General features: G+C 53.5%; 29 protein-coding genes, 1 pseudogene and 1 other annotated feature. Of the genes and pseudogenes, 17 read left to right on the top strand and 13 right to left on the bottom strand.

What is annotated here, in order from left to right; translation table 11 throughout:
• The first annotated feature begins 87 nt into the window (after positions 1 to 87).
• Positions 88 to 336: a YciN family protein gene (locus WFP70_RS02395; RefSeq protein ID WP_337022459.1), complete on the top strand. Its 249-nt coding sequence runs from the start codon at positions 88 to 90 to the stop codon at positions 334 to 336.
• A gap of 26 nt (positions 337 to 362) precedes the next feature.
• On the opposite strand, the gene sohB is transcribed toward WFP70_RS02395, so the two are convergent.
• Positions 363 to 1,409 (bottom strand): protease SohB, encoded by a 1,047-nt coding sequence (sohB, locus tag WFP70_RS02390; RefSeq protein WP_097117001.1) that lies wholly within the window; start codon positions 1,407 to 1,409, stop codon positions 363 to 365.
• 174 nt (positions 1,410 to 1,583) lie between these two features.
• Between sohB and WFP70_RS02385 the strand changes: the two genes are divergently transcribed.
• Both WFP70_RS02385 and cobO read left to right on the top strand, forming a co-directional pair.
• On the top strand, positions 1,584 to 2,348 hold the full coding sequence (locus WFP70_RS02385) for a YciK family oxidoreductase (RefSeq protein ID WP_160833607.1): 765 nt from the start codon (positions 1,584 to 1,586) through the stop codon (positions 2,346 to 2,348).
• Positions 2,345 to 2,932, top strand: a complete 588-nt coding sequence (gene cobO / locus WFP70_RS02380) for a cob(I)yrinic acid a,c-diamide adenosyltransferase (RefSeq protein WP_337022458.1) — start codon at positions 2,345 to 2,347, stop codon at positions 2,930 to 2,932. Before WFP70_RS02385 ends, cobO begins: the two co-directional genes overlap by 4 nt.
• Before the next feature lie 36 nt (positions 2,933 to 2,968).
• Here cobO and rluB read toward each other — a convergent pair whose 3' ends face one another.
• Positions 2,969 to 3,886 (bottom strand): 23S rRNA pseudouridine(2605) synthase RluB, encoded by a 918-nt coding sequence (gene rluB / locus WFP70_RS02375; RefSeq protein ID WP_034821500.1) that lies wholly within the window; start codon positions 3,884 to 3,886, stop codon positions 2,969 to 2,971.
• A gap of 819 nt (positions 3,887 to 4,705) precedes the next feature.
• Between rluB and WFP70_RS02370 the strand changes: the two genes are divergently transcribed.
• Positions 4,706 to 5,362, top strand: a complete 657-nt coding sequence (locus WFP70_RS02370; RefSeq protein WP_034821503.1) for a serine protease — start codon at positions 4,706 to 4,708, stop codon at positions 5,360 to 5,362.
• Here the strand turns inward: WFP70_RS02370 and WFP70_RS02365 are convergent, their stop codons facing one another.
• A complete protein-coding gene (locus tag WFP70_RS02365) occupies positions 5,363 to 5,983 on the bottom strand; it encodes an L-threonylcarbamoyladenylate synthase (protein WP_034821506.1) in 621 nt (206 codons plus the stop codon).
• Between the two features lie 12 nt (positions 5,984 to 5,995).
• The gene (gene rnm / locus WFP70_RS02360; protein ID WP_058959808.1) at positions 5,996 to 6,880 is read right to left on the bottom strand and encodes an RNase RNM; all 885 of its coding nucleotides are present in this window, start codon (positions 6,878 to 6,880) and stop codon (positions 5,996 to 5,998) included.
• Positions 6,881 to 7,034: 154 nt separating this feature from the next.
• Positions 7,035 to 7,139: a sequence feature (Trp leader region), on the top strand.
• 24 nt (positions 7,140 to 7,163) lie between these two features.
• On the opposite strand from rnm, the gene WFP70_RS02355 reads away from it, so the two are divergent.
• From WFP70_RS02355 to trpA, 5 genes and pseudogenes are all read left to right on the top strand, one after another.
• Positions 7,164 to 8,726 (top strand): anthranilate synthase component 1, encoded by a 1,563-nt coding sequence (locus WFP70_RS02355; protein ID WP_166934958.1) that lies wholly within the window; start codon positions 7,164 to 7,166, stop codon positions 8,724 to 8,726.
• Positions 8,726 to 10,319: pseudogene (gene trpD, locus WFP70_RS02350) on the top strand (bifunctional anthranilate synthase glutamate amidotransferase component TrpG/anthranilate phosphoribosyltransferase TrpD). The gene WFP70_RS02355 and the pseudogene trpD overlap by 1 nt, the downstream one beginning before the upstream one ends.
• A 1-nt stretch (position 10,320) precedes the next feature.
• Positions 10,321 to 11,688 carry a bifunctional indole-3-glycerol-phosphate synthase TrpC/phosphoribosylanthranilate isomerase TrpF gene (gene trpCF, locus WFP70_RS02345; RefSeq protein WP_337022457.1) on the top strand — a complete coding sequence of 456 codons (1,368 nt, stop codon included), beginning with the start codon at positions 10,321 to 10,323 and terminating at the stop codon, positions 11,686 to 11,688.
• 45 nt (positions 11,689 to 11,733) lie between these two features.
• On the top strand, positions 11,734 to 12,927 hold the full coding sequence (gene trpB / locus WFP70_RS02340) for a tryptophan synthase subunit beta (RefSeq protein ID WP_045814391.1): 1,194 nt from the start codon (positions 11,734 to 11,736) through the stop codon (positions 12,925 to 12,927).
• Positions 12,927 to 13,730 carry a tryptophan synthase subunit alpha gene (trpA, locus tag WFP70_RS02335; RefSeq protein ID WP_337022456.1) on the top strand — a complete coding sequence of 268 codons (804 nt, stop codon included), beginning with the start codon at positions 12,927 to 12,929 and terminating at the stop codon, positions 13,728 to 13,730. The genes trpB and trpA overlap by 1 nt, the downstream gene beginning before the upstream one ends.
• Before the next feature lie 45 nt (positions 13,731 to 13,775).
• Here the strand turns inward: trpA and WFP70_RS02330 are convergent, their stop codons facing one another.
• Complete coding sequence (locus tag WFP70_RS02330) at positions 13,776 to 14,108, bottom strand: hypothetical protein (RefSeq protein ID WP_337022455.1); 333 nt, start codon at positions 14,106 to 14,108, stop codon at positions 13,776 to 13,778.
• A gap of 188 nt (positions 14,109 to 14,296) precedes the next feature.
• Positions 14,297 to 14,509 (bottom strand): hypothetical protein, encoded by a 213-nt coding sequence (locus tag WFP70_RS02325; RefSeq protein ID WP_167347097.1) that lies wholly within the window; start codon positions 14,507 to 14,509, stop codon positions 14,297 to 14,299.
• On the opposite strand from WFP70_RS02325, the gene WFP70_RS02320 reads away from it, so the two are divergent.
• Complete coding sequence (locus WFP70_RS02320; RefSeq protein ID WP_034828856.1) at positions 14,463 to 14,777, top strand: BON domain-containing protein; 315 nt, start codon at positions 14,463 to 14,465, stop codon at positions 14,775 to 14,777. The genes WFP70_RS02325 and WFP70_RS02320 overlap by 47 nt on opposite strands.
• A gap of 60 nt (positions 14,778 to 14,837) precedes the next feature.
• On the opposite strand, the gene ompW is transcribed toward WFP70_RS02320, so the two are convergent.
• Positions 14,838 to 15,470, bottom strand: coding sequence for an outer membrane protein OmpW (gene ompW, locus WFP70_RS02315; RefSeq protein WP_166934948.1), 633 nt, complete (start codon positions 15,468 to 15,470; stop codon positions 14,838 to 14,840).
• A 340-nt stretch (positions 15,471 to 15,810) separates the two neighbouring features.
• Between ompW and WFP70_RS02310 the strand changes: the two genes are divergently transcribed.
• The 3 genes from WFP70_RS02310 to yciA are packed head-to-tail and all read left to right on the top strand — an operon-like array spanning position 15,811 to position 17,614.
• Complete coding sequence (locus WFP70_RS02310) at positions 15,811 to 16,545, top strand: YciC family protein (protein ID WP_034828852.1); 735 nt, start codon at positions 15,811 to 15,813, stop codon at positions 16,543 to 16,545.
• A gap of 59 nt (positions 16,546 to 16,604) precedes the next feature.
• Complete coding sequence (locus tag WFP70_RS02305) at positions 16,605 to 17,144, top strand: septation protein A (RefSeq protein WP_038646666.1); 540 nt, start codon at positions 16,605 to 16,607, stop codon at positions 17,142 to 17,144.
• Between the two features lie 53 nt (positions 17,145 to 17,197).
• Positions 17,198 to 17,614, top strand: coding sequence for an acyl-CoA thioester hydrolase YciA (yciA, locus tag WFP70_RS02300; protein WP_034828848.1), 417 nt, complete (start codon positions 17,198 to 17,200; stop codon positions 17,612 to 17,614).
• A gap of 53 nt (positions 17,615 to 17,667) precedes the next feature.
• On the opposite strand, the gene tonB is transcribed toward yciA, so the two are convergent.
• Entirely contained in the window at positions 17,668 to 18,390 is a 723-nt protein-coding gene (gene tonB / locus WFP70_RS02295) for a TonB system transport protein TonB (protein WP_200570156.1), read from the bottom strand.
• A 205-nt stretch (positions 18,391 to 18,595) separates the two neighbouring features.
• Between tonB and WFP70_RS02290 the strand changes: the two genes are divergently transcribed.
• Together WFP70_RS02290 and WFP70_RS02285 are read left to right on the top strand one after the other, a co-directional pair.
• Entirely contained in the window at positions 18,596 to 18,892 is a 297-nt protein-coding gene (locus tag WFP70_RS02290) for a YciI family protein (protein ID WP_034828845.1), read from the top strand.
• Positions 18,893 to 18,895: 3 nt separating this feature from the next.
• On the top strand, positions 18,896 to 19,066 hold the full coding sequence (locus WFP70_RS02285; protein WP_166936081.1) for a hypothetical protein: 171 nt from the start codon (positions 18,896 to 18,898) through the stop codon (positions 19,064 to 19,066).
• Positions 19,067 to 19,082: 16 nt separating this feature from the next.
• Here WFP70_RS02285 and WFP70_RS02280 read toward each other — a convergent pair whose 3' ends face one another.
• Complete coding sequence (locus WFP70_RS02280) at positions 19,083 to 19,256, bottom strand: YciY family protein (RefSeq protein WP_097117257.1); 174 nt, start codon at positions 19,254 to 19,256, stop codon at positions 19,083 to 19,085.
• A gap of 163 nt (positions 19,257 to 19,419) precedes the next feature.
• On the opposite strand from WFP70_RS02280, the gene cls reads away from it, so the two are divergent.
• Both cls and WFP70_RS02270 read left to right on the top strand, forming a co-directional pair.
• Positions 19,420 to 20,880 carry a cardiolipin synthase gene (gene cls, locus WFP70_RS02275; RefSeq protein ID WP_034828843.1) on the top strand — a complete coding sequence of 487 codons (1,461 nt, stop codon included), beginning with the start codon at positions 19,420 to 19,422 and terminating at the stop codon, positions 20,878 to 20,880.
• 37 nt (positions 20,881 to 20,917) lie between these two features.
• On the top strand, positions 20,918 to 21,247 hold the full coding sequence (locus WFP70_RS02270; RefSeq protein WP_196250121.1) for an HI1450 family dsDNA-mimic protein: 330 nt from the start codon (positions 20,918 to 20,920) through the stop codon (positions 21,245 to 21,247).
• A 53-nt stretch (positions 21,248 to 21,300) separates the two neighbouring features.
• Here the strand turns inward: WFP70_RS02270 and oppF are convergent, their stop codons facing one another.
• From oppF to oppB, 4 genes are read right to left on the bottom strand one after another with little or no spacing between them, the layout of a single operon-like run.
• Positions 21,301 to 22,305 carry a murein tripeptide/oligopeptide ABC transporter ATP binding protein OppF gene (gene oppF, locus WFP70_RS02265; protein WP_034828839.1) on the bottom strand — a complete coding sequence of 335 codons (1,005 nt, stop codon included), beginning with the start codon at positions 22,303 to 22,305 and terminating at the stop codon, positions 21,301 to 21,303.
• Positions 22,302 to 23,321, bottom strand: coding sequence for an ABC transporter ATP-binding protein (locus WFP70_RS02260; protein ID WP_097116989.1), 1,020 nt, complete (start codon positions 23,319 to 23,321; stop codon positions 22,302 to 22,304). Before WFP70_RS02260 ends, oppF begins: the two co-directional genes overlap by 4 nt.
• A gap of 11 nt (positions 23,322 to 23,332) precedes the next feature.
• Entirely contained in the window at positions 23,333 to 24,241 is a 909-nt protein-coding gene (gene oppC / locus WFP70_RS02255) for an oligopeptide ABC transporter permease OppC (RefSeq protein WP_034828835.1), read from the bottom strand.
• Between the two features lie 15 nt (positions 24,242 to 24,256).
• Entirely contained in the window at positions 24,257 to 25,177 is a 921-nt protein-coding gene (gene oppB, locus WFP70_RS02250) for an oligopeptide ABC transporter permease OppB (RefSeq protein WP_034828832.1), read from the bottom strand.
• Between the last annotated feature and the right edge of the window lie 54 nt (positions 25,178 to 25,231).

Raw genomic sequence — 25,231 nt, 5'->3', positions numbered from 1 at the left:
TTTTGCTGAAGGACGTTGATTTGATGAACAGCGCAACTCGCTAGTAATATAGAAGGAGAACGATTGCTGTCAAAAAAGAGGTCAACAATGTCAGTAGAAACGGAATCCATTTCACGCCAGGCGTTACTGGAAATAGCCAATCAAATGATCAAACAGCACGACGATTATTTAGCCGGGATGGAAGCGAATGACGTGATTCAGCAGGGCAGCGTTTTGGTGTTTCGTGGGCCTTACTTCTTAGATGAAGAAGGCCTGCCGAGCGCGAAAACCACCGCCGTGTTTAACGTGTTTAAATCCCTTGCCGTTGAGCTCTCCTCACGCTATCACCTGGCATAAAAAAGCCCGGCATTTGCCGGGCTTGCTTACAACAGTGGCTTATCACCACGCTGCCATATTTTCAGAATTAACCGCTCGGCCGCCAGACTGGCGCTGTTGGTGAAGCGATCCATCATTTTCTTTTTCCGCGCATAGTGCACGCCCAGCACATTGAACCGATCCATCTGCTTGATAATCAGCGCATCACTGGTGCCGATCTCATCAATCAGCCCCAAATCCAGCGCCTGGCGTCCATACCAGTGTTCACCGGTGGCCACTTTTTCCAAATCCAGTGTCGGACGCATCTGCTGGACAAACTCTTTGAACAGCAGATGGGTTTCGTTGAGATCTTCCTGGAATTTTTCACGTCCCTCATCGGTGTTCTCACCAAACAAGGTCAGCGTGCGCTTATATTGACCCGCCGTGTGCAGTTCAACGTCGATATCATTGCGTTTCAGCAGACGGTTGAAGTTGGGGATCTGCGCGACCACACCAATTGATCCAATGATAGAGAATGGCGCCGCGACGATGCGATCCGCGACACAAGCCATCATATAACCCCCGCTCGCCGCCACTTTATCGACGACGGCAGTTAACTGCAGGCCCGCATCACGCAGACGCTGCAACTGAGAAGCGGCCAGGCCATAACCGTGCACCACGCCACCCGGGCTTTCCAGACGCAGCAAGACTTCATCACCCGGCACAGCCACCGCCAGCACCGCGGAGATCTCCTCACGCAAAGAACTGACTTCGCCCGCATCCATACTGCCTTTAAACTCCAGCACATAGAGTGTCGGTTTAGCGGCTTCGCTCACACCAGCTTTGGCATTGCGCTTCTCGGTTTTGGCTTTTTGCTTTTCTTCTTTTTTATGCTGCTTAAGCCACACTTTTTGCGCCTGTGGCTTCATCTTCGCCAACTGCAGGTCTTCCTTCATTTCACGATAATCATCGTCGAGATGAGTCAAGCGCAGTTGACCACCGCTGTGGCGTTTACGCATCGCGGCATTGAGCACAATCAGAACAATAGCTGCGAACGCCACCACCACGGTGACGGCCTTGGCCAGAAATAATCCATAACTGGAGAGTAAATCCATTCTGCCGCCTTATTAAACAGTGAATTACAAACAATGGCTGAGTTTACCCGCTTTAACGACTTTCGTCGCCTGAAATGCCCGCAGGCGGCACAGAATGCGAGGCGCGGTGATTGCACCTGGCGCCAAATTGAGGCATAAAGCCCAAAACCCTCTGACTTGCCACAGGACATCGCTGTGCATTATCAACCGAAAAGCGATCTGCTGGAAAATCGCATTATCCTCGTCACCGGCGCTTCTGACGGCATTGGTCGCGAAGCGGCGCTGACCTATGCGCGCTATGGCGCACGCGTCATTTTGATGGGCCGCAACGCCGAAACGCTGCAGCAGACTGAACACGCCATCAATCAGCTGAATAAGCAGCCCGCATCCCATTTGCTGCTGGACTTGTCGCATGCCACGCCAGAAAGCTGCGCTGAGGTGGCCGATCAGATCGCCTCCCTGGTGCCACGGCTCGATGGTGTACTGCACAATGCCGGGATTCTGGGTGAGATCGTCCCACTGGCGGAACTCGATCCTGCCGTCTGGCGCCAGGTGATGCAGATCAATCTTGACGCCACCTTCTATTTAACTCAGGCCTTGCTGCCGCTGCTGCTGAAATCAGACGCCGGTTCACTGGTGTTTACCACGTCGAGCGTGGGCCGTACCGGCCGTGCAGGCTGGGGAGCCTATGCGGTGTCGAAATTCGCCACCGAAGGCATGATGCAGGTACTGGCGGATGAGTATAAAAATCGTCATCTGCGGGTAAATTGCATCAATCCTGGTGGCACTCGCACTAAAATGCGCGCCAGTGCTTTCCCGGAAGAAAATGCCAGTTTACTGAAAACGCCTGCTGATTTGATGCCGCTTTACCTTTATTTGATGGGTGATGACAGCCGTCGCAAAACCGGGATCAGTTTTGATGCCCAGCCGGGACGTAAACCGGGGCCAGCCAGCGCATGAGTGATCGTCATCAGCAACGACAGCAGCGTTTAAAAGAACAGGTTGATGCGCGGATTGCTGCCGCGACAGAAACGCGCGGCATTTTGATGGTGTTCACCGGCAACGGCAAAGGCAAAACCACCGCCGCCTTTGGTACGGCTTTACGCGCTTGCGGGCACGGTAAAAACGTTGCCGCCGTGCAGTTTATTAAAGGTGAATGGCCAAACGGTGAGCGCAATTTGCTGGAACAGCATGGCGTGGAATTTCAGGTGATGGCCACCGGTTTTACCTGGGATACCCAAAATCGGGAGACCGATACTGCCGCCTGCCAACAGGTTTGGCAGCAGGCAAAGCGTATGCTTGCCGATGAGCATGTGGATTTAGTGATCCTCGATGAAATCACCTACATGGTCGGTATGGATTATCTGGATCTGGATGAACTGGTGCGCGTGCTGGGACAACGTCCGGTTCAACAAAGTGTGATTATCACCGGTCGAGGCTGCCATCGAACCTTGCTCGAGATGGCGGATACCGTGACCGAGATGCGCCCGGTTAAGCATGCATTTGATGCAGGCATTCAGGCTCAGCAGGGAATAGATTGGTAAAACAGTGACGCCGCTGCATGCGGCGTCACGGGCATATCAGGAACCGCGCTTGTTAGTTCCACTGGTCCGCGTGCTGCTGTTGCGGCTGCTACTGCTGCCGCCGCGACGTGGGCTGCCGCTTACATTACTATGACGTTTTACCGCGCGACGAATCTGATTGGCTTTAGTACGACGACGGTCTTTTTCAACCGCGACTTTCGTCACCGTCTCTTCCGGCATATCCACCAGCGTACGCAGGTAGTTAACCGCCGGTAATTCCATCTCCATCCAGCCACCGCGAGGTAACCCTTTTGGCAACTGAATATCGCCATAACGGACGCGCATCAGGCGGCTAACCTGCACACCTACGGCTTCCCACAAACGGCGGACTTCACGGTTACGTCCTTCGGTCAGGGTGACGTTATACCACTGGTTGATGCCTTCACCGCCAGCAAACTTAATGGTTTTGAACGATGCCGGGCCATCTTCTAACTGCACACCTTTACTGAGCTGACGAATTTTATCGTCATCCACTTCGCCGAATACACGCACCGCATATTCACGCTCAACTTCACGGCTTGGGTGCATCAGACGGTTCGCCAGTTCACCATCGGTGGTGAACAACATCAGACCACAGGTGTTAACGTCCAGACGGCCCACAGCGATCCAGCGTGAACCGCGCAGACGCGGCAGACGGTCGAATACCGTTGGACGCCCTTCAGGATCGTTACGGGTACAGAGTTCGCCTTCTGGTTTGTAATACGCCAGCACGCGGCAGACTTCAGTGGCGGATTCAGCAATCGAAACCAGATGGCCATCAATACGAATTTTCAGGGATTTATCATTTTCAATGCGATCGCCCAGCGTCGCCAGTTTGCCATCGACGCTGACGCGTCCGGCTGAAATCATCGTTTCGATTTCGCGGCGTGAACCGTGACCAGCGCGCGCTAATACTTTTTGTAGTTTCTCACTCATGGAGATGCCTCGTTGTCGCCTTCCCAGGCGTCGTGGTAAGAAGAGGTACGATACGGGGATTACCAGTTCCCATATCAGAATCTGTTACCGCTGAGCATAGCGCATGCCATCTCAGGCGGCCCGCGATTTTACACTAACGCAAGTTTCGTTAACACCTTTTCCTTTGCTGCCGATAATAAAGGCCAAAGGCTGCGTCACCCGTTTAGTGCCATATGCCTAAACATTTACGCTGCTGATAGATACACCAACCACACTTCTCTTCTTTATGCGCCAAGTGACTGAATTTTTATCATTTACTCTTGGCTCTATATGCCTGGTTATTACCCCCACTTTAGACCCGTGATACATTAGCGCTTTTCAAGACTGGTCTGCTAGCATTGCGCACCACGCTTAAGGATAATCCCAAACATAAAATCTAAACCCAAACTGCAAAACAGGATAAAAAACTAATTAACCGGGATAAATAAGGCTCATTAGTCCAGTAATTTTAAATTACCAGTTAATTGGCACTGCAGGTTGGATTAAGTCTGTATTTTCGCATTATTTGATTCAGATTAAATTTGATGAATTGTTCTGATAAAAAAATTGTGTAAAATTTAAGCCTGAAACAGAGTGTGCCGTATTTATAAAAGCGTAACCTTTACTATTTACACTCGTTTCTCTAACAAGCCACTAACAAAATCACTGTGGCATTGTTGATAATATAAACCGGCGCACGCAGGAATTGACGCGTTTATTCATTCACGGAATGAATTTAATTTGCATGTCGAAAGTCTTCACCAGGGATTTTCCTGACATGCTTAAAAGAAGATGACTATCATGAAAACCTCTCTGCTTTGGCCTGCCCTCGCGGCGCTGGCACTGAGCGGCTGTTCCGTGGGCCATACTGAGTATAGTCGAGCGGCGCTTGAACACGTGGATATGAGCGTGACAGGCATCCCGACGGTACTGGGTCTGGGTATCCTCGGTACAACCATCCCTCTAACACCAGAGTACAGCCTGACAGCTGCGCACGTCGCCACCACTGCCGTACAGCGTGTGAAGGCTTATCATCCTTATTGCGACGTCGCCATTATCTATCATAAGAATAGCCCGGAAACGCTGGCAAAATTCCGCACCAGCAAAGTCGGTGAACCCATTAAGATGTACGGCTACAGCTTTATTTCAGCCATGCCCGTGGAATCAAGTGGCGTTAATTTAGCGCGCACCGCTATTACCAATAAATGGAATAAAAAACCGTGCATGGCAATGGCATCAAATGCTGGCGTTGTACAGGGAATGTCGGGGGGCGCGGTATATAATGCTGACCAGACAATTGGCGGAGTGATTGTGGGCTACAGCCATGAAATTTCCAATGTGCGCAGCAAACAAGTCATTCTGAAAGATGTTTCGCTGTATATTCCGTACGGTGATTTTAAACATTGGCTGGAAAAGAATATTGGCCAGACGACGTTAACGCCGCCTGACCACGCGTGATTAGAGGAACGGGCGCGTGTCGCCGACCCCTTCACGAACCACAACCGGTACATCGCTGGTGAGATCGATCACCGTCGTCGGCTGCTGCCCTAACGTGCCGCCATCAATGATCAGATCCACCAGCTTACCGATGCTGTGCTGAATCTCTTCCGGATCCGATTCCGTGAAGTCATTACCGGGCAACATCAGCGAAGTAGACATCATCGGCTCATTCAATCTCTCCAGTAACGCCAGCGCCACCGGATTGGAAGGTACGCGCAAACCAATAGTTTTACGCTTGTCATTCATCAAACGACGCGGCACCTCTTTGGTCGCTTTGAGAATGAAGGTATAACTGCCCGGCGTATTATTTTTTAGAATACGAAATGCAGTATTGTCCACCTGCGAATACGTCGAAAGCTCAGACAGATCGCGACACATCAACGTAAAATTGTGGTTGCCATCTAACTGCCGGATACGGCAGATACGCTCCATGGCGCTCTTCTCTTCCAGTCGGCAGCCCAGCGCATAACCCGAATCGGTGGGATAGACAATCACGCCACCTTTATTGAGATAATCGACCGCCTGATTGACCAGACGCGGTTGCGGATTATCTGGATGAATGTGAAAAAATTGACTCATAAAAACCTCATGTCACCTGTCTGCAAGAGTTACGGCGGGCGCTAGCTCAGGAAAACGCTCCCAAATGGGTTCAACGCCGCCTGGCAACCATAATTTGCGCCCCAGTTCTATCCATGGACAGGGTTGGTGAAAATCTGATCCCTGCGATCCCGCCAGCTTATTGTCGCGCGCATAAGTCGCGAGCTGCGTGCGCTCGTTGGGTGCCTGCTGACACTGCGCCACTTCCATTGCATCACCACCGACCTCGGCGAAATGGGCAATCAGTCGCTTAAGCCACTTTGCAGACAATCCATAGCGACCCGGATGTGCGAGTACCGCAACGCCGCCAGAATGATGAATGGCATCAATAGCTTGTTTAATTGTACACCATTGCGGCGGCACATAGCCGGTTTTCCCACGGGCAAGATAGTTCTTGAACACTTGCGCCATGTTATCGGCTTTACCCATCTCGACCAGATAACGGGCGAAATGACCGCGGGTGATGACACCGCCCTGCGCCAGGCGTTGCGCCCCAGCCAACGCATCAGGAATGCGGGCACGTTCGAGACGCTCTGCAATGAGCTGAGCCCGTTCAACGCGGCATTGATGCTGTTGCTCAAGAAACGAGGTCAGTGCCGGATGCTGGCAATCCACATTTAAACCTACGATATGAATTTCGTGGTTTTCCCACAATGTAGAGGCCTCTAATCCGGCCAGAATACGAATCGGTAGATTCTGTTGCTGCACAGCGGATTGCGCTTCGGCTACGCCAGCAACGGTGTCGTGATCGGTAATCGCCAGTACCCCTACTTTCATTTCGACGGCACGTTGCACCAACTCGGTAGGGGTCAGCAAACCGTCAGACGCCTGGGTATGGCTGTGTAAATCGTAAAGGGGAAAACGGGCAATATCCGACAAGGTAACTCCAGCAGCAACTTAACTCGGCTGGCATGATAACGATTTTGACCCTGACTGAAAAAGGGTATTGACTTTTTTCATCTGAACCAGTTAACTAGTACACAAGTTCACACGTAATAGGTATCTCATCATGGCTAATTTTGGTACGCATGCAAAAGGTTGGTGGCGCGATAATCCTTTAAACGGGCGACGTCGTCGTGCACAACATGCGTAACCATTGTGCAGATACCTAAGCCCGCCACCGAGCGGGCTTTTTTTTGAGCGAAATTCAGAGATGACAATAATGGCTAATGCGAAACCTACATTGAAGTTGATTACCGGTACCGCGCCCTACCGCGAAGATCCGGCCGCAGTGTTCCATCAAATTTGCGGCGCACGTCCGGCAACTCTGCTGCTTGAATCTGCCGACATCGACAGCAAAAAGAATCTGAAAAGCTTACTGATTGTGGATAGCGCCCTGCGCATCAGCGCACTGGGCAACGTGGTGACATTACAGGCGCTGTCAGAAAACGGTCGCACCATTCTGCCACTGCTGGATGAAGCACTGCCGCAGGATGTCAGCATTGAAGCGCGTCCGGATGGTCGCGTGCTGCATTTCCCTCAGCCTCAGGGCCTGCACGATGAAGATTCACGTCTGAAAGCATTGTCTGTTTTCGACGCGCTGCGCCTGATTCCGCAGTTGGTGAACAGCCCGGCGGAAGAGCGTGAGGCGATGTTCCTCGGCGGCCTGTTTGCTTATGACCTGGTGGCCGGATTCGAAGATTTACCTGAACTGCGTAACGAGCAAAGCTGCCCGGATTACTGCTTCTACCTGGCTGAAACCCTGCTGGTGATTGATCACCAGACGCGCAGCGCTCGTCTGCAGGCGAGCTTGTTCAGCCCGTCCACCAGCGAATTCCAGCGCTTGCAGAGCCGTGTTGAGCAACTGCGCGGTCAAATGACGCAGCCTGCCCCGGCATTGCCGGTTCAGCGCGTTGAGCAAATGGCGTTGAGCACCAACCAGAGCGATGAAGAGTATTGCAATGTGGTGCGTGAAATGCAGGAAGCGATTCGCATCGGCGAAATCTTCCAGGTGGTACCATCACGCCGCTTCTCGCTGCCGTGCCCTTCTCCGCTGGCCGCTTATGACACGCTGAAGCACAGCAATCCCAGCCCATATATGTTTTTTATGCAGGATCAGGACTTTGCGCTGTTTGGCGCTTCACCAGAAAGCTCACTCAAGTATGACGCCACTTCACGTCAGATTGAGATCTACCCGATTGCCGGTACGCGTCCACGTGGCCGACATGCCGATGGTTCACTGGACCGCGATCTCGACAGCCGTATCGAACTGGAAATGCGCACCGACCACAAAGAGCTGGCGGAACACCTGATGCTGGTGGATCTGGCGCGTAACGATCTGGCTCGCATCTGCGTGCCTGGTAGCCGCTATGTGGCAGACCTGACCAAAGTCGACCGTTACTCTTTCGTGATGCATCTGGTCTCTCGCGTGGTTGGCACGCTGCGTAACGATCTTGATGTCCTGCACGCCTATCGCGCCTGCATGAACATGGGCACCTTAAGCGGCGCACCAAAAGTGCGTGCTATGCAGTTAATCGCTGAAAAAGAAGGTACGCGTCGCGGCAGCTATGGCGGTGCGGTAGGTTATTTCACCGCACACGGCGATTTGGATACCTGCATCGTGATTCGCTCCGCTTGGGTGGAAGATGGCGTTGCCACCGTCCAAGCCGGTGCCGGTGTGGTACTGGATTCCCAGCCTCAGGCTGAAGCGGATGAAAGCCGCAATAAAGCGCGCGCGGTATTACGTGCCATCGCCACAGCCCATCATTGCAAGGAGATTTTCTGATGGCCGATATCCTGTTGCTCGATAACATCGACTCCTTTACCTACAACCTCGTTGATCAGCTGCGCACCTTTGGTCACAACGTGGTGATTTACCGCAATAACGTGCCGGCTGAAGTGCTGATTGAACGACTGCAGCAGATGGAAAATCCGGTGCTGATGCTCTCGCCAGGGCCCGGCGCACCGAAAGATGCCGGCTGCATGCCTGCGTTACTGCAAGCACTGCGTGGTCGTCTGCCGATTATCGGCATCTGCCTCGGTCATCAGGCGATTGTTGAGGCTTATGGTGGTCATGTAGGCCAGGCCGGTGAAATTCTGCACGGCAAAGCCTCTTCGATTAATCACGACGGTGAAGCGATGTTTAGCGGCCTGAGCAATCCGCTGCCGGTGGCCCGTTATCACTCGCTGGTGGGCAGCAATACGCCTGCCGAATTGACCGTTAACGCCAGCTACAACGGCATGGTAATGGCCGTTCGCCATGATGCCGACCGTGTGTGTGGCTTCCAGTTCCACCCCGAATCCATTCTCACCACCCAGGGTGCACGTTTGTTAGAGCAAACGCTGGCCTGGGCGCTGGCGAAATAATAGGGAGATTATGATGCAAACTATTCTGGAAAAACTTTACCAGGCACAAACCCTGAGCCAGGCAGAAAGCCATCAGCTGTTTAGCGCCATTATTAAAGGTCAGCTCGAGCCGACCCAATTAGCCGCTGCGCTGATTGCGATGAAAGTCCGTGGCGAGCGCCCGGAAGAGATCGCGGGTGCCGCTACGGCACTGCTGGAAGATGCGAAACCGTTCCCGAGTCCGGATTACACTTTCGCCGATATCGTTGGCACCGGCGGTGACGGCAGTAACAGCATTAACATCTCCACCGCCAGCGCCTTTGTCGCCGCAACCTGTGGGCTGAAAGTGGCCAAGCACGGCAATCGTAGCGTGTCGAGTAAATCCGGCTCGTCCGATCTGCTGGCGGCTTTTGGTATCGATCTGGATATGCCCGCTGAAAAAGCGCGTAAGGCACTGGACGATCTTAACGTCTGCTTCCTGTTCGCGCCGCAATATCACAGCGGATTCCGTCACGCGATGCCAGTGCGTCAACAACTAAAAACCCGCACCTTGTTTAACGTGCTGGGCCCCTTGATCAACCCGGCGCGACCCCAACTGGCGGTTATCGGCGTGTACAGTCCGGAACTGGTGCTGCCGATTGCCCAAACCCTGAAGGTGCTTGGCTATCAGCGTGCGGCAGTGGTGCATGGCGGCGGGATGGATGAAGTGGCGCTGCACAGTGCGACTCAGGTCGCTGAGCTGCGTGACGGTGAAATCACCAGTTATCAGCTGACGCCTGAAGACTTCGGTTTCGGCTTCCATGATAAAGAAGCCCTGGCGGGCGGCACGCCGGAAGAAAACCGTGACATTCTGGCGCGTTTGCTCCAGGGTAAAGGCCAGCCAGCCCATGAGCAGGCCGTTGCGGTGAACGTCGCAATGTTGCTGAAAGTATTCGGAAATGAAGATTTGCGCGACAACGCTCAGCGCGCCATCACCGCAATTCGCAGTGGTCAGGCTTACGAGCGCGTTGTTGCTCTGGCAGCGAGAGGATGAGATGAGTATCAAGGGCACCGTTTTAGAGAAAATTGTTCAGGATAAAGCCGTCTGGGTTGAAGCACGCAATGCACAGCAGCCGCTGGCGACCTTCCAGAATAGCTTGCAGCCTGCAGGACGCCACTTTTACGATGCGCTGCGTGGCACGCGCACCGTGTTCATCCTGGAATGCAAAAAAGCCTCCCCGTCGAAGGGTTTGATTCGCGAAGATTTTGATCCTGCGACCATCGCCGGCGTTTATCGTCATCACGCTTCGGCCGTTTCCGTCTTAACTGACGAGAAGTATTTCCAGGGTGATTTTGAGTTTCTGCCGATCGTCAGCGCCGCGATTACTCAACCGGTACTGTGCAAAGACTTTATTATCGATCCTTACCAAATCTACCTGGCGCGCCACTATCAGGCCGACGCCATTTTGCTGATGCTGTCGGTGCTGGATGATGAGCAATATCGTCAACTCGCCGCCGTGGCGCATAGCCTGAAAATGGGCGTACTGACTGAAGTCAGCAATGAAGAAGAGCTGGAGCGCGCTATTGCGCTGGAAGCGAAAGTCGTGGGCATCAACAACCGCGACTTGCGCGATCTGTCCATCGATTTGAATCGCACCCGTCAACTGGCACCACGTTTAAGCCACGGTGTGACGGTCATCAGCGAATCGGGCATCCATAACTATGCGCAGGTGCGTGAGCTGAGCCACTTCGCCAACGGCTTCCTGATTGGCTCCGCACTGATGGAAGAAGCCGATCTCAATGCTGGCGTGCGTCGCGTATTGCTCGGTGACAACAAAGTCTGCGGCCTGACCCGGCCTGACGATGCACGCATTGCGCACGAAGCGGGCGCGATTTATGGCGGTGTGATTTTCGCAGAAGGTTCACCGCGTAAAGTCAGCGCCGAACAAGCTCAAAATGTGATAGCGGCTGCACCACTGAAGTATGTCGGCGTATTCCGCAATAACTCTGTAAGTGACATTGTCACACATGCCAGATCACTTAACCTTTCCGCTGTGCAACTGCATGGTGATGAAGATCAGGCGTTCGTCGCAGAACTGCGCAGCGCCCTGCCAGAAGAGGTGAAGATTTGGAAGGCGCTGAGCATCAGCGGCAGCCTTCCAGCCCGCGATTGGCCGCATGTGGATCGTTACGTGTTTGATAATGGCCAGGGCGGCAGCGGACAGCGATTCGACTGGTCACTGCTGCAGGGTGAAGATCTCAGCAACGTGCTGCTGGCCGGCGGATTAAGCGCCGACAACTGCGTGGAGGCTGCACAACTGGGCTGCGCCGGACTGGACTTTAACTCTGGCGTTGAATCCGCACCCGGCATCAAAGATGCCAGTAAAGTCGCGGCGGTATTCCGCACGCTGCGCGCCTATTAATTTCGCTCGCCCGCCGATGCGCGGGCCGCATAAGGAAGATGAGAGATGACGACGTTATTGAATCCCTACTTTGGCGAGTTTGGCGGTCAATATGTACCGCAGATTCTGATGCCCGCTCTGCGCCAGTTGGAAAGCGCCTTTGTCGAAGCGCAGCGCGATCCAGAATTTCAGGCTGAATTTACCGATCTGTTGAAAAACTATGCTGGCCGTCCCACCGCATTAACGCTTTGCAGCAATCTGACAAAAGGCACAAAAACCCGCCTGTATCTGAAGCGTGAAGATTTACTGCACGGCGGTGCACATAAAACCAACCAGGTGTTGGGCCAGGCGCTGCTCGCCAAGCGCATGGGCAAAAATGAAATTATCGCTGAGACCGGAGCCGGGCAGCATGGCGTAGCTTCAGCGCTGGCGTGCGCGCTGCTGGGCATGAAGTGTCGCATTTATATGGGCGCAAAAGACGTCGAACGTCAGTCACCTAACGTGTTCCGTATGCGATTGATGGGCGCGGAGGTGATTCCGGTGCACAGTGGTTCGGCCACGCTGAAAGATGCCTGTAATGAAGCGCTGCGTGACTGGTCTGGCAGCTACGAAACCGCGCACTATATGCTCGGTACTGCGGCGGGTCCGCATCCCTTCCCGACTATTGTGCGTGAGTTCCAGCGCATGATTGGCGAAGAAACCAAAGCGCAGATTCTGGAGCGTGAAGGTCGTCTGCCGGATGCAGTGCTGGCCTGTGTCGGCGGCGGTTCAAACGCTATCGGCATGTTCGCTGATTTCATTGATGACACCAGCGTCGGTCTGATTGGCGTTGAACCTGCGGGTCACGGCATCGAAACCGGCGAACACGGCGCGCCACTCAAGCACGGCCGCGTCGGAATCTACTTTGGCATGAAAGCGCCAATGATGCAGACTGAGGAAGGCCAGATCGAAGAATCCTATTCGATCTCCGCTGGCCTCGATTTCCCTTCTGTTGGCCCACAGCACGCCCATCTCAACAGCATTGGTCGCGCCGAGTATGTGTCGATTACCGATGATGAAGCGCTGTCAGCGTTCAAAGAGTTGTGTCGTGCAGAAGGCATTATTCCGGCTCTGGAATCCTCTCATGCTCTGGCGCACGCCTTGAAAATGATCCGCGAGAACCCAGAGAAAGAGCAGTTGCTGGTGGTTAACCTGTCCGGTCGCGGCGACAAAGACATCTTCACCGTTCACGATATTTTGAAAGCTAAGGGAGAGATCTGATGGAACGTTATAATCAGCTGTTTCAACGTCTGTCGGCGAAGAAAGAAGGCGCATTTGTTCCTTTCGTCACCCTTGGCGACCCGACCCCTGAACTGTCACTGAAGATCATCGATACATTGGTAGAAGGAGGAGCCGATGCGTTAGAGCTGGGCATTCCTTTCTCCGATCCGCTGGCGGATGGCCCAACGATTCAGGGGGCAACCCTACGTGCCTTCGCGGCGGGTACCACTGTCGCGCAGTGTTTCGAGATCCTTGCCGCCGTGCGCCAGAAGTATCCTGAACTGCCGATTGGGCTGTTGATGTACGCTAATCTGGTGTTCAGCAAAGGTATCGACAACTTCTACGCACAATGTGAAGCCGTCGGCGTTGATTCCGTGCTGGTGGCGGATGTACCGGTTGAAGAGTCTGCACCGTTCCGTCAGGCTGCGATGCGACATAACGTTGCACCCATCTTCATCTGCCCGCCGAATGCCGATGATAATTTGCTGCGGGAGATTGCCTCACACGGTCGCGGTTATACCTATCTGCTGTCGCGCGCGGGCGTAACGGGTGCAGAAAATCGCGCCAGCCAGCCGCTGAATCATTTGATTGAGAAGCTGAGCGAATATCACGCTGCACCACCGTTGCAGGGATTTGGTATCTCAGAAGCAGGCCAGGTGAGAGAAGCCATCGCGGCAGGCGCAGCGGGTGCGATTTCGGGATCAGCTATTGTGAAGATCATCGAACGTAACCAGAACGATCCCGACACGCTGTTAGCGGAACTGAAAGCGTTTGTCAGCGATCTGAAAGCTGGCACGCGCTAAATCGTTAAGACCTTATTCGCAGTTGCGAATAAGGTCTTCTCCTGATTATTCCAGCCTGAACGTTTGCTCATCTCCCGAACCATCCGGATATCTCAGCTTCATCGTCAGCATGTCGTTTTTGATTTGCCACGTCAGCTTCTCGTCTTCTGGCCCCTCACGCCAACGTCCACTGCTATCTGGATTATCTGACATCAAGATAACGTTCTCGCCCTGGACCCGGCAGCGCACGGCCCAGCGTGATTGATCGGAGGGCCGGATATAGTGCACCCACGCCACGCCCTGCTCATCCACCTTATCCAGCTGCATGATTTTGAAGCTGCGACCAAAGCTCAGCGCGGTAGCCGCTTTGCACAGGGTCCCCAGGTGTGGATTGATCAACGGTTCTGCCTGCGCGCTGGGCATTGGCAAAATTTGTGAAGCAAATAGCTGGAGTTAGGACAGATAGCTAATCGTCGCTATCGCCAGAATGGCACGCTTTTTCATTATTGTTTTCCCTGCCTGATGCTTAAATTTGCACCTGTCGGCTTATCGTCTTGTTGTTTTATTATTCGTTTTGCCCTGCTTTTTTAGCTTACCGTTTGCCTTGCTGCCGTCATTGGATCAATAAGTGGTAAAAATCGCGTATTTCCATCTTTTTCACCCCAGGCGATTTGCCGATTTGCAAAGCGCATACCACAATTAATCGCACCGTCTCGTCGCGGTGAAACACCATCTAAGACAGGGAGATAACCAATGAATTTTTTCAAAGTCGTTGCAGGATTATTAATGGCTGCGGTCATGGCGATCACACTTAGCGCCTGTGCACCAACAGCAACAAAGGAAGGAACCGGGGGCTATATCGATGATACGGTGATCACCACCAAGGTTAAGGCACAGTTGTTGAATGACGACTCGCTGAAATCCACCGAAATCAACGTCGAAACCTTTAAAGGAAAAGTGCAGTTAAGCGGCTTTGTCAGCTCACCGCAGATGGCGAACCGTGCAGTGACGGTGACCCGCAGCGTGGCAGGGGTCAAATCTGTAGTTAACAATATGCAGATTAAGTAATAGCGTATCGATACTGCAGCGGGCGGCCTTTGGGTCGCCCGTTGTGTTTCAGCGGGTGCCTCAGAAACGGTAACCCACACCAAAGAAGAACACCCACGGATCGATGCGCGTGTTGATATTCTGTTGTTCACCGTTGGCTTTAAATTTCACTTCAGTATCGATGTCCATGTACCACAGCGATGCGTTCAGCATCCAGTCGCGGTTGATTTGATAATCCATCCCCACCTGACCCGCCACACCCCAGGAATCTTTGACGCTTAAATCACTTAAGCCCGCGTCCTGGCCGGTTTGATTAAATTTGGCATCGTAGAACGTGGTGTAGTTGATACCCACGCCAACATACGGGCGCACCGGGCTGCGGCTATCGAAGAAATAATACTGTGCCATCAGCGTCGGCGGCAGCTGGCGCACGGTGGCAAGATTTCCGGTGGCACCGAGGCCAACCTTATGACGGAACGGTGTCGCTGCCAGCAGCTCCACACCGATGTTGTCCGTTGCCATATAGGTGAAGGTCAAGCCAAGCTGGGTATCGTTGCTGACGCTAAAGCCGCCCATACCCAGCACATTGTCAGAGCCTTCGGTTGGACGAACAGTCGCGCTACCGGCACGCATGAAAAAATCCCCCGCCTGATGAGCCAGTGCCAGTTGCGGGATAGCCAGAGCCAGTAGCAATGCGCATTTTGCCAGTTTCATAATCACTCCTTTGCAGAAAAGTAGGGTCTTAATCGGGATTGCGGCACAAGATCTAACCCTTTTTTGGTAAAAGATCATCTGCATCAATTCAAATTAATCACTTAAAAAACAATGAATTGATTCAGATCAATTTTCGGCATTGCGCGCCTGGAAGAAAAAACGCTGAGGAGGTTTTGAGGGCAGATGAAGAGGCTTTGCTGCTTTTATGAACCGGGTACGAACTTTAATTCCCCATTCTTTACCGGAGATGACACAAAGTTATGGTCTTGCGGGTGCCCGCCAGCCCACAGAACATGTACAATCGCCGGGTTAATTAACCCGGTTCCATCAAGGAGAGTACATGTCTATCACGGCAAGCTCGTTATACCGTGACACAGGAAATTTTCTGCGTCATCAGCTGGTTACTATTGTGCTGATGGCGTTGTTGACGTCGTTCATTACGGTGATTGTCGGTCATGCATTAACCCCAGGCGAAGACCAGTTATCCCTGCTTAGCCAGGCTGACGACAGCGCGACATCACTGTTTGAATTGGTACAGAATATGTCACCGGATCAGCAGCGCATCCTGCTGCGCGCTTCCGCAGCCGGCACCTTTGCCGCGCTGATCGGCAACACGCTGCTGCTGGGCGGTATGCTGTGCCTGATCCCGCTGGTCTCCAATGGCCAACGCGTGAGTGCCCTGCGAGCAATCGGTGCCTCCGCGCCACTGCTGCCGAAACTGCTGCTGCAGACCTTCCTGATTACCTTGCTGGTGCAAATTGGCTTTATGGTATTGATGGTGCCTGGCGTGATTCTGGCGATTCTGCTGTCACTGGCACCGGTAATGCTGGTCAGCGAGAAAATGGGTGTGATTGGCGCGATGCGCGCCAGTATGAAACTGGCATGGAAGAACATGAAAGTCATCGCCCCTGCCATTGTGCTGTGGTTGCTGGCGAAGATTGTGCTGATGTTCCTCATCTCATCACTCACAGTGCTACCGGTGAACATCGCGTCGGTGGTGATGAACGCGCTGGGTAATCTGGTCTCAGCGATTCTGATTATCTATTTGTACCGACTGTATATGCTGTTACGTTAACAGCGATGGCGCTCTGCGGAGCGCCTTTATTGAACGCTCCTGCCCTAACTGGAAACGCTATGAAGCAGTTACTCGATTTTCTTCCCCTGGTAGTTTTCTTCATCTTCTACAAGCTGTACGACATCTTTGTCGCTTCTGGTGCCCTGATTGTCGCCACGGGCCTGGCGCTGGTGGTCAGCTGGGTGCTGTATCGTAAACTGGAAAAGATGACCCTCTTCACCTTCGCACTGGTGACGGTATTCGGCACGTTGACGCTGGTGTTCCATAACGATGAGTTCATCAAATGGAAGGTCACCGTGATCTATTCCCTGTTCGCGTTGGCTCTGCTCTACAGCCAGTTCTTTATGGAACAGCCGCTGATTCAACGCATGCTCGGCAAAGAATTGCAGCTGCCAGGCGTTGTGTGGCGTCGATTGAATATTGCATGGGCCATCTTCTTCTTCGTCTGCGGCCTGGTAAATATCTATGTTGCGTTTTGGTTATCACAAGAGTTTTGGGTTAACTTTAAAGTGTTTGGTCTGACCGGCCTGACCCTACTGTTTACTCTGTTTAGCGGCGTGTACATCTGGCGACAGATGCCGCAACAAGAACAAAAATAAGCTACTCCGCCCGACAATGTCGGGCTTCTCTTCACCTGCAGAAGAACTGAGCAATGGACGAAAAACATAAATTGCCGCAAGGCGAAATGGTCTCGCGCACCCTGGCGATGCCAGCGGATACCAACGCCAATGGTGATATTTTTGGCGGCTGGTTGATGTCACAGATGGATATGGGCGGTGCCATCATGGCCAAGGAGATCGCCGAAGGTCGTGTGGTCACCGTGCGTGTTGATGGCATGTCGTTCCTGAAACCGGTAGCCGTGGGCGATGTCGTGAGCTGCTATGCGCGTTGCATACGTACCGGCAACAGTTCGATGACCATCAATGTAGAAGTGTGGATCAAGAAGGTTTCGTCTGAGCCAATCGGTCAAACGTATTGCGCCACTGAAGCGGTATTTGTTTACGTTGCCGTGGATAACAGCGGGAAATCCCGTCCGCTGCCACCTGGCAAAGCCAATCTTGCCGATTAACAGCGATAAAAAAAGCGGTCAATGACCGCTTTTTCTTTGCCTTCAACCCAGGCTTACTCGATGTTAGCGCCGCCGTTGATGCGGAACACGATGTTCATGGTCAGTCCTTTTCCTGGACGACCCGGCTGATAACGCCACTTTTTCATCGCCTGCTTCACTTCACGCTCGAACATGTTGCGCGGTTCGGCTGACAGAACTTCCACATTATCGACACGACCGTCGCTATCCACATCAAACTGCACGCGTACACGGCCTTCCACGCGTAATGCAAACGCACGCGCCGGATAGGCAGGTTTGCTCACGTTCATCGCCTTAGGCCCGTCAGAGACGGTTTGCGTTGGCGCTGGGTTACTCTTCGGTGCCGTGGTCGGACGCGTCTGAGTGGTCGGGATATCCTGCTTGACCGGATTCTCCTGCGGCTTCACTTCCTTACGTGGCTTCGGCTCGACCTTTTTCTCTACCTTCGGCTTAGGTTTTGGCTTGGGCTTTGGTTCAGGTTTCGGAATCGGCACCGGCTCGACTTTAGGCGGCTCGGGTGCAACTTCCGGCTCAGGTTCGGGCTCTGGCGGCGGCGGCGTCACCACCGCGGGGGCCGGTTCTGGCTGCACTTCAGGTGCCACCATGGTCACGCTGATTGGCTGGGATGCTTTCGGAACCTCAATGGTCTGATGAAACGATGCATAGAGAATGCCCGCAATCAGCGAGCCGTGGAGTACCACGGACAAGATCATAGCTACGGGGGTACGTGTAGGAAGAGGCGTAGTCAACGTCGTCATATCAGTCATATTCATTGAGTGAAGCGCAGATTTTAAATGCAAATAGCAATCAGTTTCAATAAGCGATGTGTAAGCCACTCGCAGAAAGGCGTTTTTTAGCGGAGATTGCGCTATATGACGGTGGATTTATCTTTCATTTGCACTCTGATTAACGATCACTTAACGTGTCTCGCAATTTCGGCAAGTCTAACGGGAGTACCCCATCGTGCTTTACGTCATTTATGCGGAAGATACCGCAGATTCACTGGAAAAACGCAATTCCGTACGCCCTGCGCATCTCGCGCGCTTGCAGTTACTGCAGGATGAAGGTCGACTGATCGCCGCTGGCCCAATGCCTGCTGTCGATAGCAACGATCCGGGTCCGGCAGGCTTTACCGGTTCAGTGATCATTGCCGAGTTTTCCTCGCTGGAAACCGCACAATCCTGGGCTAATGACGACCCGTATATTGCCGCTGGCGTGTATGAGAAAGTGGCGGTCAAACCGTTCAAGCGCGTATTTTAATCGATGTGGCAGTCTGTTTTACTGCTGGTAGCGGTGTTAACGCTGATTGGCAGAGCACTCTGGATTTGGCGTCAGCAAGGCTGGCGCCAGGCCCGGCAGCACATTGTGATGTTAGTCGTGCTGGCGGCCGCATTACAGATCGTCAATGTCTCTCTGGTGTTACGCGGCGCTTAACGGCCGCGTAAGCCATTTACATATTCTGCGTGATGAACAGGATAGATCGGCGATGCTGCTGCGCCACCTGATGACGAATGGCATGGATACGTTTATAGCGACGTGACTGCCCTTCCAGCCAACGTGCACGACGGCGGTGTACCTGACGTAACATTCTCCAGCGTGCCACTTCATTTCTGCTTCGTCTCATCACATCCTCATCAGACAGGCTAAACTCGCCAGGCATTATAAAGATCTGATTGAAAATGCCAAATCGAAAGCTTCATTGAACTGTCATTCACGATTAAAGGTTTCACTAGTGCTATTCAGCACGTAAACTTTCCTCATCAAAGCGCGAACAGGATGTCCACTTAATGACTACATTTTATACCCTAATCAGTTGGTTGCTGCTGTTCGGCTACTGGTTGCTGATTGCGGGTGTTACGCTGCGTATCCTGATGAAACGCCGCGCAGTGACGTCCGCCATGGCCTGGTTGCTGATCATCTATATTCTGCCGCTGGTGGGTATTATCGCGTATCTGTCGTTTGGTGAACTTCATCTGGGCAAACGCCGGGCTGAGCGCGCACGCACCATGTGGCCCTCCACCGCCAAGTGGCTTAACGACCTCAAACAGTGCCGCCATATCTTTGCCACCGAACACAGTGACGTGGCACGTTCATTATTTGAACTCTGTCACCATCGTCAGGGCATTGCGGGTGTCAAAGGTAATCAGCTACAGCTGCTCACTAACTCTGATGATGTGATGCACGCGTTGATTCGTGATATCCAACTGGCTCGTCACAACATCGAGATGGTGTTTTACATCTGGCATCCGGGCGGCCTGGCGGATGAGGTCGCGGAGTCACTGATGGCGGCTTCACGCCGGGGTGTACATTGCCGCCTGATGCTGGACTCTGCGGGCAGCGTGGCATTTTTCCGCAGCCCATGGGCGAATATGATGCGCAATGCCGGTATCGACGTGGTTGAGGCGTTACAAGTGAGCCTGCTGCGTGTGTTCCTGCGCCGTATGGATTTGCGACAGCATCGTAAAGTGGTGCTCATCGATAACTATATTGCCTACACCGGCAGCATGAACCTGGTCGATCCTCGCTACTTCAAGCAGGATGCAGGCGTGGGCCAATGGATCGATTTGATGGCGCGTATGGAAGGGCCGGTCGCGACCACGATGGGCATCGTTTACGCCTGTGACTGGGAGATTGAAACCGGCAAACGCATTCTGCCGCCCGCGCCGGATGCCAACATCATGCCCTTTGAGCAGGAAAGCGGTCATATCATCCAGGTGATCGCTTCGGGGCCGGGCTTCCCGGAAGATATGATTCATCAGGCGTTGTTGACGGCGGTCTATTCCGCACGCGAACAGCTGATCATGACGACGCCCTATTTCGTCCCCAGTGACGACCTGCTGCACGCCATCTGCACCGCTGCGCAACGCGGTGTGGAAGTCAGCATTGTGGTGCCACGCCACAATGATTCGCTGTTGGTGGGCTGGGCCAGCCGCGCGTTCTTTACCGAGTTGCTGGAAGCAGGCGTAAAAATTTATCAATTTGAAGACGGTTTGCTGCATACCAAAAGCGTGCTGGTCGATGGACAGCTGAGTCTGGTCGGTACCGTAAACCTTGATATGCGCAGCTTGTGGCTTAATTTTGAAATCACGCTGGTGGTGGATGATGATGGATTTGGCAGCGATTTGGCCACGGTGCAGGATGACTATATCGCCCGCTCACGCTTACTGGATGGTGCGCGCTGGGCTAAACGTGCGTGGTGGCAACGCATCGTTGAACGACTGTTTTACTTCTTTAGCCCTTTACTGTAAAACGAGCGACAAGATTACCGCCTCAGAGTAAGCAGGAATGACCATGGATTTAAATAATCGCCTTACCGAAGATGAAACGCTGGAACAGGCCTACGACATTTTTCTAGAACTGGCCGGTGATAACCTCGATCCGGCTGACATCATTCTGTTCAATCTGCAGTTTGAAGAGCGCGGCGGTGCGGAGTTGTTTGACCCGTCGGAAGACTGGCAGGAGCACGTCGATTTCGATCTCAACCCGGACTTCTTTGCGGAAGTGGTGATTGGTTTGGGTGAAGCGGACGGCGAGCCGATTACCGATGTGTTTGCCCGCGTGCTGCTGTGCCGCGAGAAAGACCATAAGCTGTGCCACATTCTCTGGCGTGAATGATCGCTGACGCATAAAACAACGCCGGGCAATTGCCCGGCGTTTTCTTTTCGACCTTATAAGGGGTCGACCTTCAGACAGGATACTGCGTGGCGGAAACTGCCCTCCAGCAACGGACGCGTTTTCGCACACTCAGGTCCGGCAATCGGACAGCGAGTTCGGAATACGCAGCCCGAAGGCGGATTAATTGGTGAAGGCAGTTCACCCTCCAGCAGCTGGATCTGTTTGTTTTTTTCCAGATCCGGATCCGGAATGGGTACCGCAGACATCAGTGCACGGGTGTAAGGATGCTGCGGATTATTGTACACCGAGTCATAAGTGCCCAACTCAACTGCATGACCGAGATACATCACCAGCACACGGTCAGAGATGTGCTTCACCACCGCCAGATCGTGCGCAATGAAGATCAGCGATAATCCCATTTCACGTTGCAGCTGCTGCAGCAAATTCACTACCTGCGCCTGAATCGACACATCCAGCGCCGAAACCGGTTCATCGCAAATAATCAGCTTGGGTTCGAGGATAAGCGCTCGCGCAATGCCGATACGCTGACACTGACCACCGGAAAACTCGTGTGGATAGCGGTTGATGAGGTTAGGCAACAGCCCAACCTTCATCATCATGTTTTTTACCTTATCCTTCACTTCCTGCTTTGGCATCTTCGGGTAATAGGTGCGCAGCGGCTCGGCAATGATGTCACCAATGGTCATGCGCGGGTTCAGCGAGGCCAGCGGATCCTGGAAAATCATCTGGATATCGCTGCGCGCCTGGCGCCACTCATCCTGACTCTGCCCCAATAAATCACGTCCCAGCCAGGCCACACGACCGTCGGTGGCTTTCACCAGGCCGATGATGGCGCGTGCCAGGGTTGATTTACCACAGCCCGATTCGCCCACTACGCCGAGGGTTTCCCCCTCATACAAGCGCAGGCTGACGCCATCCACTGCTTTCAGTGTTTTTGGCGGCTGCCAGAACCACTGTTTGCCGTCTTTAATATCGAAATGCACCTTTAGATCGGCGATTTCCAGTAAGACTTTCTTCTCTTCGATGACGGTGCTCATGCTAATTCCTCCACCGGTTTGAAGCAGGCACGCAGACGCCCTTCCGCGAAAGGCTCCAGCGGCGGTGACTTGGCACAAACGTCCATCGCAAAGGCACAACGTGGCTGGAACGGACAGCCCTGCGGCAAGCGCAACAGGTTAGGCGGGTTGCCAGGAATGGTGGTGAGTGACTCACCCTCTTCCGCATCCAGACGCGGCACCGCACTCAGCAGGCCAATCGAGTAAGGATGCGCAGGCTGATAAAACACATCGCGTGCACGGCCATACTCCATGGTACGCCCGGCGTACATCACCAGCACTTTGTCACAGATACCGGCAACCACCCCGAGATCGTGAGTGATCATGATGATCGCAGTGTTGAATTCGCGTTTCAGCTCGTTCAGCAGCGTCATGATCTGCGCCTGCACCGTCACATCCAGTGCCGTGGTCGGTTCATCGGCAATCAGCAGTTTAGGACGGCACAGCAGTGCCATAGCGATCATCACACGCTGACGCATGCCGCCTGAGAATTCATGCGGGAACATCTTCATGCGCTTGCGCGCTTCCGGCATTTTCACCGCATCCAGCATACGCACGGACTCTTCAAACGCCTGCGCGCTGCTCATGCCTTTGTGCAGCTTCAGCACTTCCATCAGCTGCTCGCCGACGCGCATATAAGGATTGAGCGAGGTCATCGGGTCCTGGAAAATCATCGCAATCTGCTCAGCACGCAGCTTGTTCAGCTTGTTCTCCGGCAGGTTAAGGATCTCTTCACCGTTGAATTTTGCCGAACCGCCAATGCGACCGTTTTTTGCCAGCAGGCCCATCAGGGCGAAAGCGGTTTGCGACTTGCCCGATCCCGATTCGCCGACGATACCCAGGGTTTCGCCGGCACGCAGTGAAAAGTTAAGATCGTTGACTGCGGTGACATCACCATCGTGGGTGCCAAAGGTGACGCGCAGGTCTTTAACGTCCAGCAGCAGGTTACTGTTTCCCGCACGTGCAGCCATTGCTGGCTGAAATTCATGTATGGTCATCGGGAAACTCCTTAACGATCTTTCGGGTCGAGGGCATCACGCAGGCCATCGCCGATAAAGTTGAAACAGAACAGCGTGACCACGAGGAAACCCGCCGGGAACATCAACAACCAGGGCGAGACTTCCATGGAGTTGGCGCCGTCACTCAGGAGTGCGCCCCAACTGCTCAGTGGCTCTTGCGTACCCAACCCGAGGAAACTGAGGAAGGATTCAAACAGAATCATGCTGGGCACCAGCAATGAGGCATAGACCACCACCACACCCAGCACGTTCGGTACGATGTGACGTAGCACGATATTGAAGGTCGACACACCACCCACTTGCGCCGCTTCAATAAACTCTTTGCGCTTCAGGCCCAGCGTCTGGCCACGCACGATACGCGCCATATCCAGCCACGACACCATGCCGATCGCCACAAAGATCAGCAGGATGTTACGACCAAAGAAGGTCACCAGCAGGATCACGAAGAACATGAACGGGAAGGAATTGAGGATTTCCAGAATACGCATCATCACGGAGTCGATTTTACCGCCGAGATAGCCCGCCAGTGAACCATACAGCGTGCCCACCAGCACCGCGATCAACGCGGAGGCAATGCCGACCATCAACGAGATACGACCGCCAATCGCCACGCGCACCAGTAGGTCACGTCCGGATGAGTCGGTGCCAAACCAGTGGCCAGAAACCGTATCTGGAGCGGCTGACATCATGGCCCAGTCGGTATCATCATATTTAAACTGCGATAACACCGGCGCTAATATCACGAACAGGGTAATCGCTAACAGCACCAGCAAACTGATCAGCGCAGCGCGGTTATGGATGAAGCGGCGACGCGCATCCTGCCACAGGCTGCGCCCTTCGACTTCCAGTTTTTCACTGAAGGCATCCAGAGCTTCGCTGTTTTTCTTACTTAACATCATGGGCGAACTCCACCATCAGTAACGGATTTTCGGATCGATGACGGCATACAGCACATCCACGATCGCATTGAACAGAATGGTCAGCACGCCGACCAAAATGGTCAGACTCATCACCAAAGAATAGTCACGGTTCAGGGCACCGTTAACAAACAGCTGGCCAATACCCGGCAGACCGTAAATCGATTCGATCACCATTGAACCGGTGATGATGCCGACGAATGCCGGCCCCATATACGAGAGCACGGGTAACATGGCAGGTTTCAATGCATGACGCAGTACGATACGGCGCAGCGGCAACCCTTTGGCGCGTGCAGTGCGGATGAAGTTGGAGTGCATCACTTCAATCATCGAACCACGCGTAATACGCGCGATGCTGGCGATATAGGCCAGAGACAGCGCCACCATAGGCAGCAGCATGTAATTCCACTGCCCACCGTTCCAGCCACCGCCCGGCAGCCAGCGCAAGGTAATCGCAAAAATCAGCACCAGCAGCGGTGCAACGACAAAGCTGGGTATCACGACGCCCGTCATGGCGACCCCCATCACCGCGTAATCCCACAAACTGTTCTGTTTGAGCGCGGCAATAACCCCTGCCGTCACGCCAAGGATCACTGCAAGGAAGAAGGCGGCGAGGCCGAGTTTGGCCGAAACCGGGAAGGCATGGCCGACCAGATAGTTAACGGAATAATCTTTGTACTTGAACGATGGACCAAAATCGCCGTGCGCCAGCTGCACTAAGTAACTGACGTACTGTTTGCCGATCGGATCGTTCAAATGATATTTGGCTTCGATGTTCGCCATCACCTCAGGCGAGAGCGTGCGCTCGCCGGTAAACGGACTGCCGGGTGCCAGTCGCATCATAAAGAAGGAGATAGTGATCAGGATGAAGAGCGTCGGGATCGCTTCCAGAAGTCGACGCAGGATGAATTTTAACATTGCCGTACCTACCAGGCTGTTGCTTCACAAAGTCAAAAAGGCGGCGCTACAGCG

This window comes from Pantoea sp. USMM079 (assembly GCF_037153115.1).
GTDB lineage: Bacteria > Pseudomonadota > Gammaproteobacteria > Enterobacterales > Enterobacteriaceae > Pantoea > Pantoea communis.
This window is presented reverse-complemented; position numbering and strand designations above follow the sequence as displayed.

Bases quoted from the DNA above. Each gene is read 5' to 3' on its own strand.
- WFP70_RS02395 (WP_337022459.1), top strand. From the start codon at position 88: ATGTCAGTAGAAACGGAATCCATTTCACGCCAGGCGTTACTGGAAATA.
- sohB (WP_097117001.1), bottom strand. From the start codon at position 1,409: ATGGATTTACTCTCCAGTTATGGATTATTTCTGGCCAAGGCCGTCACC.
- cobO (WP_337022458.1), top strand. From the start codon at position 2,345: ATGAGTGATCGTCATCAGCAACGACAGCAGCGTTTAAAAGAACAGGTT.
- rluB (WP_034821500.1), bottom strand. From the start codon at position 3,886: ATGAGTGAGAAACTACAAAAAGTATTAGCGCGCGCTGGTCACGGTTCA.
- WFP70_RS02370 (WP_034821503.1), top strand. From the start codon at position 4,706: ATGAAAACCTCTCTGCTTTGGCCTGCCCTCGCGGCGCTGGCACTGAGC.
- WFP70_RS02365 (WP_034821506.1), bottom strand. From the start codon at position 5,983: ATGAGTCAATTTTTTCACATTCATCCAGATAATCCGCAACCGCGTCTG.
- WFP70_RS02355 (WP_166934958.1), top strand. From the start codon at position 7,164: ATGGCTAATGCGAAACCTACATTGAAGTTGATTACCGGTACCGCGCCC.
- trpCF (WP_337022457.1), top strand. From the start codon at position 10,321: ATGAGTATCAAGGGCACCGTTTTAGAGAAAATTGTTCAGGATAAAGCC.
- trpB (WP_045814391.1), top strand. From the start codon at position 11,734: ATGACGACGTTATTGAATCCCTACTTTGGCGAGTTTGGCGGTCAATAT.
- trpA (WP_337022456.1), top strand. From the start codon at position 12,927: ATGGAACGTTATAATCAGCTGTTTCAACGTCTGTCGGCGAAGAAAGAA.
- WFP70_RS02320 (WP_034828856.1), top strand. From the start codon at position 14,463: ATGAATTTTTTCAAAGTCGTTGCAGGATTATTAATGGCTGCGGTCATG.
- WFP70_RS02325 (WP_167347097.1), bottom strand. From the start codon at position 14,509: ATGACCGCAGCCATTAATAATCCTGCAACGACTTTGAAAAAATTCATT.
- ompW (WP_166934948.1), bottom strand. From the start codon at position 15,470: ATGAAACTGGCAAAATGCGCATTGCTACTGGCTCTGGCTATCCCGCAA.
- WFP70_RS02310 (WP_034828852.1), top strand. From the start codon at position 15,811: ATGTCTATCACGGCAAGCTCGTTATACCGTGACACAGGAAATTTTCTG.
- WFP70_RS02305 (WP_038646666.1), top strand. From the start codon at position 16,605: ATGAAGCAGTTACTCGATTTTCTTCCCCTGGTAGTTTTCTTCATCTTC.
- yciA (WP_034828848.1), top strand. From the start codon at position 17,198: ATGGACGAAAAACATAAATTGCCGCAAGGCGAAATGGTCTCGCGCACC.
- tonB (WP_200570156.1), bottom strand. From the start codon at position 18,390: ATGACGACGTTGACTACGCCTCTTCCTACACGTACCCCCGTAGCTATG.
- WFP70_RS02285 (WP_166936081.1), top strand. From the start codon at position 18,896: ATGTGGCAGTCTGTTTTACTGCTGGTAGCGGTGTTAACGCTGATTGGC.
- WFP70_RS02280 (WP_097117257.1), bottom strand. From the start codon at position 19,256: ATGAGACGAAGCAGAAATGAAGTGGCACGCTGGAGAATGTTACGTCAG.
- cls (WP_034828843.1), top strand. From the start codon at position 19,420: ATGACTACATTTTATACCCTAATCAGTTGGTTGCTGCTGTTCGGCTAC.
- WFP70_RS02270 (WP_196250121.1), top strand. From the start codon at position 20,918: ATGACCATGGATTTAAATAATCGCCTTACCGAAGATGAAACGCTGGAA.
- oppF (WP_034828839.1), bottom strand. From the start codon at position 22,305: ATGAGCACCGTCATCGAAGAGAAGAAAGTCTTACTGGAAATCGCCGAT.
- WFP70_RS02260 (WP_097116989.1), bottom strand. From the start codon at position 23,321: ATGACCATACATGAATTTCAGCCAGCAATGGCTGCACGTGCGGGAAAC.
- oppC (WP_034828835.1), bottom strand. From the start codon at position 24,241: ATGATGTTAAGTAAGAAAAACAGCGAAGCTCTGGATGCCTTCAGTGAA.
- oppB (WP_034828832.1), bottom strand. From the start codon at position 25,177: ATGTTAAAATTCATCCTGCGTCGACTTCTGGAAGCGATCCCGACGCTC.